Here is a 14636-nt window from a genome sequence, read left to right as displayed (position 1 = left end):
ATGTCCACCCCCATCCTGATCGCCGACGACCTCTGGGAAGGCGATGCCGAAGCCGTGATCACCTCCTGGCTGGTGAGCGATGGCGCCGAGGTCGCCCAGGGCGACCTGGTGGCCGAGATCATGTCCGAGAAGGCGCAGTTCGAGATCGAGGCACCGGCTTCCGGCGTGCTGAAGATTCTCGAAGAAGAAGACGCGGTGGTCGCCAAGGGCGCGACCATCGCCCGTGTGGAGTGAACCATGGGCCAGATGCAGACACCGCCCCCGGGCAGCAGCACGTTGCCGCTCAAGGGCATGCGCAAGATGATCGCTGCGAAGATGAGCGAAAGCCTGCAGACCGCCGCGCAGCTCACCCACCACGCCGAGTGCGAGCTGACCGCACTCCAGGCCCGTCGCGCCGCGCTGAAGGCGGCCGGCGGCCAGGCCTCGCTGCAGGACCTGCTGCTGCACCTGATCATCGCCACGCTCAAGGACCACCCAGCGCTCAACGCCACCCTGGAGGATAACCAGATCATCCGCCATGGCGCGGTGCACCTGGGCCTGGCCATCCCGCTGCCGGATGACCTGCTGGTGGCGCCGGCCCTGTTCGATGCCGACCAGCTCGATCCGGACGGGCTGGCTGCCGCGCGTCGCGCCCTGGTGGACAAGGCCCGGGCCGGCAAGCTGTCGGTGAAGGAACTGACCGGCGCCACGGTGACGGTCTCCAACCTGGGGCTCTCGCGGGTGCGTTTCTTCACCCCCATCCTCAACGTGCCGCAGGTGGCCATCATCGGCATCGGCGGCAGCCAGCGGCGACTGCAGCGGGAGGCCGATGGCAGCCTGGCGGAACGGGAGTTCATGGGCCTGTCGCTGACCTTCGACCACCGGGCGGTGAACGGCGCTCCGGCGGCGGACTTCCTCGACGACCTGTGCCGGCGGATCGAGGGAGGCGAGCCGTCATGAGCCCGGTCTGGCGCCTCAGTGTCGAGGCCGGCCTGGAGGCCGAGCGGCAGCTGCTGGATCGCGTACACGCGGGCGAGGAAGAGTGGGGCGTGCTGTTCTGGCGCCCCTCCGACTTCGCCGTGGTGATGCCACGCCGCCTGAGCCGGTTGCCGGGATTCCTCGCCGCCGACATCGGCTGCGCGGCCCTGGGTTGGCCCATCGCCCTGCGCGACACCGGTGGCGAGCCGGTGCCGCAGTCCCCGGCGGTGCTCAACGTGGCCCTGGCCTATGCCGTGCCGGCGCAAGAGGATGAGCAGGGGCGGATCGAAGCCGCCTACCTGCGCCTGTGCGAGCCGATCTGCCAGTGGCTGCGCGGGCTGGGCCTGGTTCCCGGGCTGGGTGAGGTGGCGGGGGCATTCTGCGACGGCCGCTTCAATGTCACCCTGGGCCGGCGCAAGCTGGTGGGCACCGCCCAGCGCTGGCGCCGGCGGGCGGCCGACGGGCGCATGGTGGTGCTGGTGCACGGCGCCATCCTGCTGGAGGATCAGCGGGGCATCATGGTCGAGGCGGTCAATCGCTTCTACCAGGGCTGCGGGCTGGAGCAGCGCTGCCTGGCCAGCAGCCATGTGGCGCTGGAAGAGTGGGTAACGCCGGCCTGGCCGGCGCTGGAAGGCCTGGGCAGCCGGTTCGTCGAGCCCTGGCCTTCAGGCCTCCCTCAGATTTCCACCTGCGTGCCCAGTTCGATCACACGGTTAACCGGCAGCTGGAAGTAGCGCATGCTGCTGTTGGCGTTCTTGTGCAGGAAGGCGAACAGGCCTTCTCGCCAGAGCGCCATGCCCAGTTGCTTGCTGGGGATCACCGTTTCCCGGCTGAGGAAGTAGGTGGTGCGCATGGGGGCGAGGTCCAGGCCCTCGACACGGCATTGCTGGAGCGCCTCCGGCACATTGGGCTCCTCCATGAAACCGAAGTGCAGCAGCACGCGGAAGAAACCGTCGCCGTAGGGGGTCACTTCCAGGCGCTGGTCGTCGGCGATGCGCGGCGTATCCCGGGTCACCACCGTCAGCAGCAGCACCTGCCGGTGCAGCACCTGGTTGTGCAGCATGTTGTGCAGCAGGGCATGGGGCACCGCATCGGGGCTGGCGCTGAGGAAGATCGCCGTGCCGTCAACGCGATGGGGCGGCTGCAGGCTGATGCTGTCGATGAAGATGCGCAGGGGCAGGGCGGTTTCGTCCAGGCGCTCGATGAGGATGCGCTTGCCGCTCTTCCAGGTGGTCATCATCACGAAGAGGATCACCCCGGCGATCACCGGGAAGGCGCCGCCCTGGAAGATCTTCGGCACGTTCGCCGTGAAGAACAGCCCGTCCACCACGAGGAAGCCCAGCAGCAGCGGCACCGCCAGCCAGCGCGGGGCCCGCCACAGCAACAGCATCACCGCCGAGACCAGCAGGGTGTCGATCAGCATGGTGGTGGTCACCGCCACGCCATAGGCCGCGGCCAGGGCGCTGGAGGAGCCGAAGCCGATCACCAGCAGGACCACGCAGGTCATCAATGCCCAGTTCACCACGCCGATGTAGATCTGGCCCTGTGCGGCACTGGAGGTGTGCTGGACCTGCATGCGCGGGATGTAGCCCAGTTGAATGGCCTGCTGGCTCAGGGAGAAGGCGCCGGAGATCACCGCCTGGGAGGCGATGATGGTGGCCAGGGTCGCCAGGCCGATCATCGGCAGCAGCGCCCATTCCGGGGCGAGCAGGTAGAAGGGGTTGCGCGCGGCCGCCGGGTTTTCCAGTAGCAGCGCGCCCTGGCCGAAGTAGTTCAGCACCAGGCCGGGCAGCACCAGGGAGAACCAGGCCCGGGCGATGGGGGTACGCCCGAAGTGGCCCATGTCGGCATACAGGGCTTCGGCGCCGGTCAGGGCCAGTACCACGGCACCGAGTATGGTCACGCCGATGCCCGGATGGGCCAGGAAGAAGTTCACCGCCCACCAGGGGTTGATCGCCTGCAGCACCTCGGGACGCTGGGCGATGCCGTGGATGCCGAGCACGCCCAGCACCACGAACCAGAGCACCATCACCGGGCCGAAGAGGATGCCGATGCGCGCCGTGCCGTGCTTCTGCAGCAGGAACAGGCCGATCAGCAGCACCACCGTGATCGGTACCACCCAGTGGCCGACGCCGGGCAGGGCGACATCCAGGCCCTCGACGGCGGAAAGCACCGAAATCGCCGGGGTGATCATGCTGTCGCCGTAGAACAGTGCGGTGCCGAACAGCCCGAACAGCACCAGCAGCCCGCTGAGCCGCGGGTACGCGGCAGTGGCGCGGCGGGCCAGGGCGGTCAGCGCCATCACGCCGCCTTCGCCGCCGTTGTCCGCGCGCAGCATGAAGGTCACGTACTTGAGCGACACCACCCAGAGCAGCGACCAGAGGACCAGGGAGAGGATGCCGAGCACGCCCTCGGGATTGACCTGCACACCGTAGTGGCCGGCGAACACCTCCTTGAGGGTGTACAGCGGGCTGGTGCCGATATCGCCATAGACCACGCCGACGGCCGCCACGAGCAGGCCGAAGGACGAGGGGCGGGCGTGAGAATGGGCCTGGGGCTCCAGGGTTCCAGAACTCATCGATTCACTCCTGGGAAAACGTTGAGGCGCAGGGGGCATTGCGGCGATCGCGGTATCGGGGGACATGCAGCGTGGGCCGGGCATGGTGCCTGCCACAGACGGGCGTCAAGTATCCCGCCTGCCCAGGCCAGGCGGCGTAAAAAATGCGTAAAAAAGCGACGCGCCTGGCGACGTGCGCTACGGCGTCCAGTTCACGTGGTGCTCGTCGAGGTAGGCGTCGACGGCTGCCCCGACCGTGGGGTGGAAGACTTCGGCGCCTATGTGCTCCAGCACCTCCAGGCGCAGCAGTTTGTCCTTCACCGGGTCCTTCATCTCCGCGAAGCGCAGTTCGATGCCGGCGGACCTCAGCGACTGTTCCAGCTCCACCAGCATGTCGGCGGAGGTCACATCCACACTGGTGACCGGCTCCGCCGCGACCACCACCCGGCGCACCGGTGTCTGCGACTGGGCGACGGCGTCCAGGATGCAGTTCTGGAACAGCTCGGCGTTGGCGAAGAACAGCGGCGCGTCCCAGCGGAACAGCAGCAGGCCCGGTACGCGGCGAGCGTGAGGGTAGCGGGAGACGTCGTGGTAGCCGCGAATGCCGTCCACGCGGCCGAGCACGGCGTAATGCGGGCGCCAGCCGTCCCAGAGGAATTCGATCACCGCCACCACCACCGCCAGGCCGATGCCCGGCACCGCACCGAGCACCGCGACACCGACGAAGCAGGTGAACGACAGCCAGAACTCCCATTGCTGGATGCGATAGATGCGCTTGAGGTCCTTGAACTCGAAAAGCCCGATGGCGGCCGCGATCACCACGGCAGCGAGGGCGCTGTTGGGCAGGTTGCGCAGCAGGTCGGGGGCCAGCAACAGCAGCAGTGACACGCCCAGGGCACCGAACACACCGGTGAGCTGGGTCCGCGAGCCCGCCGCCTCGGCCACCGGCGTGCGCGAGGAGCTGCTGCTGATGGGGAAGCCCTGGAACAGACCCGCCGCCAGGTTGGCGGCGCCGAGGCCGACCATTTCCTGGTTCGGGTCCACCGGGGTGCGGGTCTTCGCCGCATAGGCGCGGGACAGCACACTGGTATCGGCGAAGGACACCAGGGCCACGGCGAACCCGCCCACCAGCACCGTTACCAGGTCGCCCGGCTGCAACCAGGGAAAGGCGAAGCTCGGCAGCCCTTCGGGTACCGCACCCAGGACCTTCACGCCGTGGGTAGTGCCGAGGTCCAGGCCGCCCACCACCAGGGTGGCCGCCACCACGGCGACCAGGATGCCGGGCACCCGCTCGAAGCGCTTGAGCAGGAGAATCAGCGCCAGGGTGCCGGCGCCCACGGCGAAGGCGGCCCAGTTGGCCTGTTCTGCCATCAGCGCCCTTGCCAGCGCCAGGATGTCCCGCAGCGGGCCGGCGCTGTCGACGGACACACCGAACAGTTTGGGCGTCTGGCTGATCAGCACGGTGAAGGCGATGCCGTTCATGTAGCCATAGCGGATCGGCTTGGACAGCAACTCGGTGATGAAGCCCAGGCGCAGCAGCCCGGCGCCGATGCAGACCAGGCCGGAGACCAGCGCCATGGCGCTGGCGACGGTGATGGCGCGCACCGGGTCGCCCGCCGAGAGAGGCAACACCACGGCGAGGATGATGGCGGCCAGGGCCGAATCCGGCCCGAGTACCAGGATGCGGCTGGGGCCGAACAGGGCATAGGCCAGGAGCGGCACTATGGTGGCGTAGAGGCCGTAGATGCCCGGTACGCCGGACGCCTCGGCATAGGCGATGCCCACCGGCACCAGCATGGTGGTCAGCACCAGGCCGGCGACCAGGTCCTTCGGCAGCCAGGCGGGCTGGTACTCGCGCAGCAGCCTCAGCCCGGGCAGCCAGCGCTTCCAGCCAGACCGGAGAGTGGATGTGCGATCCGGATCCACGGGCTGGTTGGACAGGGCGTCTTTCATGGGCTGCTCCCGGTGCGGTTCATGAGGACACCAACGGGCCGGCTGTGAAGCCGGAGGCCAGTGCGGACGACACACCGGGCGACCCGCCAGTGGAAGTTATTTCACAAGGATGATTGGCGGATGCTAGCCCACTTATGCGCGTTTGGAATGGCGCCATTCGATCATGTCGAGTGTCCGCTGTTTTCCATCGGTGCCAGGGCAGGGAGTCCCCCTCGAAATCGACGAGCGCAAGCCGCCATCCGGCCTCGCTGCCGTCCGACGCCAGCCCCTTGTCGGAGGAAAAGGGCCTTGCTAGCTTGACTTTGTAGTCAGACGCCTGGCGAGGAGGTGCGTCATGAGCGTTAACACCCTGGGCATCATCATCATCGCTTGCCTGATCCTCCTGTGCATCGGCATGGCGCTATGGAGCAACCGGCCCGCCATCAAGTCGTGGCTGGATCACCACCACTGGCATTGGCCGCATTTCCGTTGAAGTCCGCCCGCAGGGCTGCGTCAGGCTTCATCCCAGGTCGCCAGCTTGTGCTGGAAGCTTTCCAGGAACACGCTCTCGGCGATGGTCATCTTCTGCTCGCGGTTCCACAGCAGGAAGATGTCGACGTCGACGATGCCTTCGGCCGGTGGCAGCCGCCACAGCCCCGGAACCGCGAAGGTGAGGCCTCTATGGCGGCAATGGCGCCGGAGGAACCGGCGCCAAGGGGCAGCCTCATGACTTGCTGGCCTGGCGCTGCGGCACCGGTGCATTGGGCAAGGGCACGCCCTTGGGCCAGAGCAGCCAGATCTGGCCCTGCTGCTTCATGTTGCCGGCCAGTTCGCCGGCTTCGGCGCCCGTGCCCCAGAACAGGTCGGCGCGCACTTCGCCGGCGATGGCGCCACCGGTGTCCTGGGCTGCCACCGGGCGGATCACCGGGCTGCCGTCGGGGCGGGTGGTGGAGAGCCAGAGCAGGCTGCCGAGCGGGATCACCTTGCGGTCGATGGCAACGCTGTAGCCGGCGGTCAGCGGCACGTTGAGGGAACCGCGCGGGCCTTCGTTGCTGTCCGGGTTGAGGCCGAAGAATACATAGCTGGGGTTGCTCGCCAGGAGTTCGGGGACCCGCTGCGGGTTGGCTTTGGCCCAGTCGCGGATCTTGCCCATGCTGACTTCTTCCTTCTTCAGCTGACCCTGTTCGACCAGCCAGCGGCCCACGGGTCGATAGGGGTGGCCGTTCTGGTCGGCGTAGCCGATGCGCAGCTGGCGGCCGCTGTCCAGCTGGATGCGGCCGGAGCCCTGGATCTGCAGGAACTGCAGGTCCATCGGGTCGCTCAGCCAGGCCAGCACGGGGGCGTCGATGCCGTTGCTGCGGATGGCGGCGGCATCGTCATAGGGCTTGAGCACACGGCCTTCCAGGCGGCCACGCAGGCGCTTGCCCTTGAGTTCGGGGTAGAGGCCATCGAGGGCCACCACGATCATGTCCTCGGGAATACCGTACACCGGCACGGGGGTCCGTTCGCTGTGCTCCAGGCTGCCGGTGTAGACCGGTTCGTAGTAGCCGGTGATCAGGCCCTGGGGGCTGTTGCGCGCGTTGCGCAGGCTGTAGACCTCCAGCTGGGCCTTGAACCAGGCGCGGATCGCCGTGGGGTCTTCCGCCACCTGGCCGGCGCTGGCGCAGGTGGCCGCCCAGACCGGGTCCCTGGCCAGCCGGGCGCAGGCCGAGCGCCAGGCGCGGAAGCCGGCCAGCAGGTCAGGGTCGCTGGTGGCGGGCAGTTCTTCCCAGCTCGCCCTGGTGTAGGTATCGACCTTGGGCGGCTCGGGTTTCTCGGGTTCCTTGTCGCAACCGGCGACCAGGGCGAGCAGGGCGGCGACGCACAGCGCCAGCTGGCCCCGGCGGAAGAGGGGGGCAATCACGTGTTGATGATCCTGGTGGGTGATCCGGAGCCGGCTAGCTTGGTGAATGGTGGCGCCAAGGTCAAATCAAAGTGCCCGATGCATTGATCCAAGCCACTGAAATCAAAAGGAAATAATCATCTAATAGGGTGCTCGCAGCTTTTGGAGGGATCCCTGTGGTGACTCGTACCCTGAAAAACTTTCGCAAGACCCTGGATGCGGTAGCCATGAATAACGAGGCCGCCGCCATCGCCGTGATGCGCGCCGCCGACCGCATTGGCGACCAGGCGCTGAAGCAGCAGCTGTTCAATGTGATCCAGCGGATGAACCAGGATGCCGCCGAGCTGCGCGTGGTTCGCGATCACGTCTGAGGGCGACTTCCCCCATTTGTATGAAATTGCTACTTGACCTGAAGGACCCGGTCCCTCTAGATTGCCCGCCATGACTAAATCCCCTTGGTTGTCCGGCCCCGCGATTATTACCGCCATTCCAGCAGTGGCGGGTTAGCCGACGACCAAACAGAAACCCGCCCTCGAGGCGGGTTTCTTCCTTCTGTCTCCTGGGCGAATAAATCGAAACCAGGAGCCCAGCATGACCACCTTCACCGCCCAACCCGCCGACCCACTCACCGAGCGCCCGCTGGATGAACGCGACGGCCTGCTCAAGCACTACGTGCGCAAGATCCTCGCCGCACCGGTGTACGACGTCGCCATCGAGACCCCCTTGCAGCCGGCGCGCCAGCTCGGCGAGCGACTCGGCAACCAGGTACTGCTCAAGCGCGAGGACCTGCAGCCGGTCTACTCCTTCAAGATCCGCGGTGCCTACAACCGCGTGGTGCAGTTGAGTGCCGAGGAACGCGCCCGTGGGGTGATCGCGGCTTCGGCCGGCAACCATGCCCAGGGCCTGGCGCTGGCGGCGCGCGAGCTGGGCGTGCAGGCCACCATCGTGATGCCGCGAACCACCCCCGAGCTGAAGGTGCAGGGCGTGCGTTCCCGTGGGGGCAGGGTGGTGCTCCATGGCGATGCCTTCCCGGACGCCCTGGCCCATGCATTGAAGCTGGCGGAGGAACAGCAGCTGACCTTCGTACCACCCTACGACGACCCGGACGTGATCGCCGGCCAGGGCACCGTGGCCATGGAAATCCTCCGCCAGCATGCGGGACGGCTGGATGCCATCTTCGTGCCGGTGGGGGGCGGCAGCCTGATCGCCGGCATCGCCGCCTACGTGAAGTACTTGCGTCCCGAGGTGAAGGTGATCGGCGTCGAACCGGAAGGCTCCAACTGCCTGCAGGCCGCCCTCGCCGCGGGCGAGCGGGTGGTGCTCAGCCAGGTGGGCCTGTTCGCCGATGGCGTCGCCGTGGCGCAGATCGGCGCCCACAACTTCGAGGTCTGCCGGCACTTCGTCGATGAGGTGCTGACGGTGAGCGCCGACGAAATCTGCGCGGCGATCAAGGACATCTACGACGACACCCGCTCCATCACCGAACCGGCCGGCGCCCTGGCCGTGGCCGGGATCAAGAAGTATGTCGAGCGCGAAGGCGTGCGCGAGCAGACCCTGGTGGCCATCGATTCCGGCGCCAACATCAATTTCGACCGCCTGCGCCACGTGGCCGAGCGCGCCGAACTGGGGGAGAAGCGCGAAGCCATCATCGCCGTGACGCTGCCCGAGCGGCCGGGGGCCTTCAAGGCCTTCTGCCAGGCGCTGGGTCGACGCCAGATCACCGAGTTCAACTACCGCTACAACTCCGGGGACGAGGCGCACATCTTCGTTGGCGTCCAGACCCACCCGCTGACCGATCCGCGCGCGGCGCTGGTGGAGAGCCTGCAGGCCCAGGGCTTTCCGGTGCTGGACCTGACCGACAACGAAATGGCCAAGCTGCACATCCGCCATATGGTCGGTGGCCGTGCCGCGTACATCGGTGAGGAAAAGCTGTTCCGCTTCGAATTCCCCGAGCGCCCCGGCGCCCTGTTCAACTTCCTCGACAAGCTCGGAGGGCACTGGAACATCACCCTGTTCCACTACCGCAACCATGGCGCCGCCGATGGCTGCGTGCTGGCCGGGCTGGAGGTGCCGGAGGATGAAGGCCACCTGATCCACGAGGCACTGGACGAGATCGGCTATCCCTATCGGGACGAGAGCGACAACCCGGCCTGCCGGCTGTTCCTCGGCTGATCCCCCCTCGGTGAAGGACAGGGTCCGCACAGTGTCCTCGTAGGGTGGACAACGCTCTTTTTGTCCACCAATCGAAGCCGGGCCGGGCACCGTTGGTGGATGTAAAGAGCGACATCCACCCTACGCACTAGCGATGCTTCTCTGTAGGGGCGAATTCATTCGCCAAGGGCAACGCAGTTGCCCCCTTGGAGTCCGAAGGGCGCACCTATGGTCCGCCTGGCGATTGAAATCGCCCCCACGATCCTGTTCGCTCCTCCGCAATAAAGGCATGTCAGACAAATCCGACAAAAGCGATGTTAGCGCTAACAAGGTGGTGTTAGAGTAGCGCCCATTCCTGATCGACATCCTTTGGAGGACTGCCCATGTTGACCTGCGGAGAACTGCTGGTTGAGCTGCTGGAAGGCTTTGGCGTGGATACCGTCTTCGGTATTCCTGGCGTGCACACCGTGGAGCTGTATCGCGGCCTGCCCAATACCGCCATCCGCCACATCACCCCGCGCCACGAGCAGGGCGCCGGCTTCATGGCCGACGGCTACGCCCGCGTTTCCGGCAAGCCGGGCGTGTGCTTCATCATCACCGGCCCGGGCATGACCAACATCACCACCGCCATGGGCCAGGCCTACGCCGACTCCATCCCCATGCTGGTGATCTCCAGCGTCAACAACCGCGAGCAACTGGGCATGGGTGGCGGCCGCCTGCACGAGCTGCCGTCCCAAAGCAACCTGGTATCCGGCGTCGCCGCCTTCAGCCATACCCTGATGCGCCCGGACGAGCTGCCGGAAGTGCTGACCCGCGCCTTCGCCGTGTTCAACGGCGCTCGCCCGCGCCCGGTGCACATCGAGATCCCGATCGACGTGATCACCGCCCCGGCCGATCACGTCCGCCGCAAGCTCGGCGCGCTGCCGAGCCGCCCGGCCCCGGCCGCCGACGCCATCGCCGCTGCCGCCGAACTCCTGAAGAACGCCCAGCGCCCGCTGGTGCTGCTGGGTGGCGGCTGCGCCGATGCCGGCGCCGAAGCCCAGCGCCTGGTGGAGGCCCTGGATGCGCCCACCGCCTACACCATCAATGCCAAGGGCGTGCTGCCCAAGGGCCACCCGCTGGCCCTGGGCTGTAACCAGGCCTGGGTGCCAGTGCGGCAGATGGTGCTGGAGTCCGACGTGATCCTGGCGGTCGGCACCGAACTGGGCGAGACCGACTACGACGTGGTGTTCGATGGCAACTTCCGCATCGAGAGCACCCTGATCCGCGTCGACATCGATGCCGAGCAATTGAACCGCAACTACCCGGCGGACCTGGCGATCCTCGGTGATGCGCGCCTGGCCCTGGCCGCCCTCGCCGATGCCCTTGGCAATAGCGACTCCTTCAGCGCCGACAGCGCGGGCTCCAAACGCGCCGCCGCCGTGCGCGAGCAACTGGACGCCCAGTGGCCGGAAGCCTGGAATGGCCAGCGCAAGGTTCTGGAAACCCTGCAGCGGACCCTGCCGGACCTGATCGTGGCCGGTGACTCGACCCAGCCGGTGTACTCCGGCAACCACCTGTTCGAGGCCACCCGCCCGCGCAGCTGGTTCAACTCCGCCACCGGCTACGGCACCCTCGGCTACGGCCTGCCGGCGGCCGTGGGCGCCAAGCTGGCCGCGCCGGAGCGCCCGGTGATCGCGCTGATCGGCGACGGCGGCATCCAGTTCACCCTGCCGGAACTGGCCTCGGCCGTGGAAGCCGGCGCGCCGATCATCGTGCTGCTGTGGAACAACAGCGGCTATGGCGAGATCAAGCGCTACATGCAGAACCGCGACATCCCCACCATCGGCGTCGACATCTACACCCCGGACTTCCAGGGCCTGGCCCGTGCCTTCGGCTGCAACGCCGGGAAGGCCGAGAGCCTGGAACACCTGGCCGAGCTGCTGCAGACCGCCGCCAAGGCCGACCGCCCGACGCTGATCGAGGTGTGGGAGCACGCGGAGTTCCTCGCCTGACCCAGGCGCGGCGCCCGCTTTTCTGTGGGGGCGATTTCAATCGCTATGCGGACCGCAGGTTCGCCTTTCGAATTTCCGGGGGCAGCTGCGCTGCCCTTCGCGAATGAATTCGCCCCCACAAGAGCGGTGCATGTGTTGCCCGGAGGCTGATGTAGGGATAATGCCCCTCCCCGATAGGCGCCAGAGGCCAGGATGTCCACCAAGAACAAAGCCGCCACCCTGCAGGATGTCGCCCGCCTCGCCGGGGTTTCCGGCATGACGGTGTCGCGGGCCCTGTCCAAGCCGGACATGGTCTCCGAGCGAACCCGGCAGAAGGTCGAGCAGGCGGTGCGCGAGCTGGGTTATGTGCCCAACCTGGCCGCCAGCCAGCTGGTGACCCGGCGCAGCGGCATCATCGGGGCGCTGATCACCACCATCACCAATCCCATCCTCGCCACCACCATCGAGATCCTGCAGCAGGGCCTGGCCAGGGCCGGCTACCACCTGCTGATCGGTGAAACCCGTTTCTCCCAGGAGGAGGAGGGCAAGCTGCTGCGGGCTTTCCTCGGCCGCCAGCTGGATGGCCTGATCCTCGCCTACGGCTACCACGCGCCGGAAACCCTGGAACTGCTGCAAGCCACCGATATCCCGCTGATCGAACTCTGGGACCTGCCCGAGGGCGAGGCGCCGCGCCAGCCCGTAGGCCAGGTGGTGGGCTTCTCCAACTGGGCCGCCGGTGCCGCCGCCGGACGCCACCTGGTGGAATGCGGCTATCGCAGACCGGCGTTCTTCGGCTACGACGACGATCGGGAGAACCTGCGCTTCGCCGGCTTCCGTGAGGCGGTGCTGGCCGGACTGGGGATCGAGCCCCTGCGCCTGAACACCTCACCGGTACCGCATATCGACGACGGCGTGGAGGTTATCCAGCGCTATGCACGGGGCGAGATCGATTGCGATGGCGCCTTCTTCACCAACGACATGCCCGCCATCGGCGCGCTCTTCACCTGCCAGCGGCTGGGCATCCGCGTGCCGGACCAACTCGGCATCTGCGGCTTCGGCGACCTGCCCATCGCGCGGGTGGCGATGCCGTCGCTGACCACCGTGCGCATACCCGCCGAGCGGGTGGCCAACTCCACGGTGGAGCTGCTTTGCCAGCGCATCCGTGGCGAGCAGTCCTGGGAGGCACTGGTGGATGTGGGTAGCGAGCTGGTGGCGCGGGAATCCACTGCGCTCGGGCGGTTGTAGGGGCACCCTCCTTGTAGGGGCGAATTCATTCGCCAAGGGCAGCTTAGCTGCCCCTCCCAGGGGCAAAGGGCAGACCTTCGGCCTGCTTGGCGAATGAATTCGCCCCTACAGGTTATTCGCCCGTGAGCAGCCACTGCGCAAAGGTCCTGACATTGGCATCCCTGCATCCCTCCGGCATCACCAGGTAATAGTCCCCGCACACCAGGGGGTCGGCGCTGGCAACCACCAGCTGACCATCTTCCAGCTCCGGTGCCACGAAATAGCGCGGCAGCACCGTGATCCCCAGCCCGTGCAGGGCGGCGTCGAGGACGAACTGGAAATGCTCCAGGCGCTGGCCGGGCAGGGCGTCGATTTCCCGTGGCGACAGCCCCGCGTCCAGCAGCCAGAGCTGGGTGGAAGACTTGCCCAAGGCAGCCAAGGCGCTGTGGTGGAGCAGGGGGTAGCGCAGGATGTCGCGTCGTTCCATCACCGGGCCGTGGCGCTGCAGCAATTCCGGGGTACAGACGGCGACCATCTCGCCGCCCATCAGCCGGCGTGCCTCGAAGCCCGGCCAATGGCCGTCGCCAAAGAGGATGGCCAGGTCGAAACCTTCCAGTTGGTCGTAGAGCCGGTGCAGGTCGTTCATCACCTGCAGCTCGATGTCCGGGTGCAACTGCCCGAAGGCCTTGAGCTTCGGCAGCAGCCAGCGGGTGGTGAGGGAGGGCTCGGCGCCGATTCGCAGGCGCCCGGAGCGGCTGGCGGCGACCCGCTGGGTGGCGGCTTCCAGCTGGTCCAGCAGGGGGCTGATCTCCTCCACGTAGCGCCGTCCATCCTCGGTCAGCAACAGGCGCTGGCGCACCTTCTCCACCAGAGGGCGGCCGAGCAGCTCCTCGAGGTTCTTGATCTGCCGGCTCACCGCGCCCTGGGTCAGGCTGAGCTCCTCGGCCGCCCGGGTGACGCTCATGTGCCGGGCGAAAGCGGCGAAGCAGGTCAGGGAGATCATGCTGGGGAGTCGGCGCATGGCAGTTCATTACGTTTTGGAATGAGTGTCGGCAAGATAAATCGATATCCCGTGGCCAACAAGCGGCTCTAGTCTCCGCCCGATCACAACACATGCCTGCGGGAGACCCGATGAACGCCACAGAACAACAACTGCGCACCGACCTGGCCGCCGCCTACCGGCTGCTGGACCTGAACGGCTGGAGCGACCAGGTCTTCACCCATATCTCGGTACGCCTGCCCGGGGGCGAGCCGGCCTTCCTGATCAACCAGTACGGCCTGCGTCCGGAGGAAGTCACCGCCTCCAACCTGGTGCCCATCGACGTCGAGGGGAACAAGCTGGAGCCCAGTGCGCCGGAAGTGAACCCCGCCGGTTTCACCATCCATAGCGCCATCCACATGCATCGCCATGACGCCGTCTGTGTGATGCACACCCACACCATGGCCGGCATGGCGGTGGCGGCGCTGGAAGAGGGCCTGCTGCCGTTGAACCAGACCAACATGACCTTCCATGACCGGCTCGCCTACTACGACTACGAAGGCGTGCCCCTGGACCTGGAGGTGCGCGGGCGCATCGTCGCCGCCCTGGGCAGCCGCAAGGCCATGATCCTGCGCAACCATGGCCTGCTCACCGTGGGGCGCAGCGTGGCCGAGGCCTACTTCCTGATGTACTACCTGGACCAGGCCTGCCGCATCCAGCTGGAAGCCATGAAGGCCGGCCGGCCGCTGATCGTGCCGGATCACCAGGCTTGCGAGTTCACCGCGCGCCAGCTGAACAACGAGCGCTATCACCTGGAGAGCGTGGACCTGGTGTGGCAGGCGGAGCTGCGCCGGCTGGAGCGGATCGATCCGTCGTTCCGGGATTGAGGTTGTAGTGGCTTTTCCTTGTAGGGGCGAATTCATTCGCCAAGGGCGGCGAAGCTGCCCCTGTCGAGGCCGGAGGGCGAACCTGCGGTCCGCT

13 protein-coding genes and 1 pseudogene are annotated in these 14636 nt (G+C 67.1%); 9 read left to right on the top strand and 5 right to left on the bottom strand.

The genetic code is table 11. The features are described from left to right. Genes ACFPU0_RS03780 through ACFPU0_RS03770 form a run of 3 tightly spaced genes read left to right on the top strand, consistent with a single transcriptional unit; the run spans position 1 to position 1691 of the window. Positions 1-234, top strand: a complete 234-nt coding sequence (locus ACFPU0_RS03780; protein WP_280289698.1) for a lipoyl domain-containing protein — start codon at positions 1-3, stop codon at positions 232-234. Between the two features lie 3 nt (positions 235-237). Further along, positions 238-939, top strand: coding sequence for a 2-oxo acid dehydrogenase subunit E2 (locus ACFPU0_RS03775; RefSeq protein ID WP_377691451.1), 702 nt, complete (start codon positions 238-240; stop codon positions 937-939). Continuing rightward, positions 936-1691, top strand: a complete 756-nt coding sequence (locus ACFPU0_RS03770) for a lipoate--protein ligase family protein (RefSeq protein WP_377691450.1) — start codon at positions 936-938, stop codon at positions 1689-1691. Before ACFPU0_RS03775 ends, ACFPU0_RS03770 begins: the two co-directional genes overlap by 4 nt. On the opposite strand, the gene ACFPU0_RS03765 is transcribed toward ACFPU0_RS03770, so the two are convergent. After that, the gene (locus tag ACFPU0_RS03765; protein ID WP_377691449.1) at positions 1634-3535 is read right to left on the bottom strand and encodes a potassium transporter Kup; all 1902 of its coding nucleotides are present in this window, start codon (positions 3533-3535) and stop codon (positions 1634-1636) included. The genes ACFPU0_RS03770 and ACFPU0_RS03765 overlap by 58 nt on opposite strands. Positions 3536-3712: 177 nt before the next feature. Continuing rightward, positions 3713-5467, bottom strand: a complete 1755-nt coding sequence (locus ACFPU0_RS03760) for a SulP family inorganic anion transporter (RefSeq protein WP_377691448.1) — start codon at positions 5465-5467, stop codon at positions 3713-3715. 334 nt (positions 5468-5801) lie between these two features. Between ACFPU0_RS03760 and ACFPU0_RS03755 the strand changes: the two genes are divergently transcribed. After that, positions 5802-5939, top strand: a complete 138-nt coding sequence (locus ACFPU0_RS03755) for a hypothetical protein (RefSeq protein WP_377691447.1) — start codon at positions 5802-5804, stop codon at positions 5937-5939. 20 nt (positions 5940-5959) lie between these two features. Here ACFPU0_RS03755 and ACFPU0_RS03750 read toward each other — a convergent pair. Both ACFPU0_RS03750 and ACFPU0_RS03745 read right to left on the bottom strand, forming a co-directional pair. Next, positions 5960-6100 (bottom strand): annotated as a pseudogene (locus tag ACFPU0_RS03750) (LysR family transcriptional regulator); the annotation flags it as partial. A gap of 70 nt (positions 6101-6170) precedes the next feature. Next, positions 6171-7349, bottom strand: coding sequence for a murein transglycosylase A (locus ACFPU0_RS03745; RefSeq protein WP_377691446.1), 1179 nt, complete (start codon positions 7347-7349; stop codon positions 6171-6173). A gap of 158 nt (positions 7350-7507) precedes the next feature. On the opposite strand from ACFPU0_RS03745, the gene ACFPU0_RS03740 reads away from it, so the two are divergent. The 4 genes from ACFPU0_RS03740 (at position 7508) to ACFPU0_RS03725 (ending at position 12697) form a co-directional block, all read left to right on the top strand. Beyond that, positions 7508-7699 carry a hypothetical protein gene (locus tag ACFPU0_RS03740; RefSeq protein WP_377691445.1) on the top strand — a complete coding sequence of 64 codons (192 nt, stop codon included), beginning with the start codon at positions 7508-7510 and terminating at the stop codon, positions 7697-7699. Positions 7700-7985: 286 nt separating this feature from the next. Next, positions 7986-9500: a threonine ammonia-lyase, biosynthetic gene (gene ilvA, locus ACFPU0_RS03735; protein WP_377691469.1), complete on the top strand. Its 1515-nt coding sequence runs from the start codon at positions 7986-7988 to the stop codon at positions 9498-9500. A 362-nt stretch (positions 9501-9862) separates the two neighbouring features. Next, entirely contained in the window at positions 9863-11473 is a 1611-nt protein-coding gene (locus tag ACFPU0_RS03730) for a 5-guanidino-2-oxopentanoate decarboxylase (protein WP_377691444.1), read from the top strand. Positions 11474-11665: 192 nt separating this feature from the next. After that, positions 11666-12697: a LacI family DNA-binding transcriptional regulator gene (locus ACFPU0_RS03725; protein ID WP_377691443.1), complete on the top strand. Its 1032-nt coding sequence runs from the start codon at positions 11666-11668 to the stop codon at positions 12695-12697. Positions 12698-12809: 112 nt separating this feature from the next. Here ACFPU0_RS03725 and ACFPU0_RS03720 read toward each other — a convergent pair whose 3' ends face one another. Continuing rightward, the gene (locus tag ACFPU0_RS03720; protein ID WP_377691442.1) at positions 12810-13697 is read right to left on the bottom strand and encodes a LysR substrate-binding domain-containing protein; all 888 of its coding nucleotides are present in this window, start codon (positions 13695-13697) and stop codon (positions 12810-12812) included. A 92-nt stretch (positions 13698-13789) separates the two neighbouring features. Between ACFPU0_RS03720 and ACFPU0_RS03715 the strand changes: the two genes are divergently transcribed. Beyond that, positions 13790-14542 carry a class II aldolase/adducin family protein gene (locus tag ACFPU0_RS03715; RefSeq protein ID WP_377691441.1) on the top strand — a complete coding sequence of 251 codons (753 nt, stop codon included), beginning with the start codon at positions 13790-13792 and terminating at the stop codon, positions 14540-14542. The last annotated feature ends 94 nt before the right edge of the window (positions 14543-14636 follow it).

The organism is Pseudomonas sp. GCM10022186 (assembly GCF_042656385.1).
Classification (GTDB): domain Bacteria; phylum Pseudomonadota; class Gammaproteobacteria; order Pseudomonadales; family Pseudomonadaceae; genus Metapseudomonas.
This window is presented reverse-complemented; position numbering and strand designations above follow the sequence as displayed.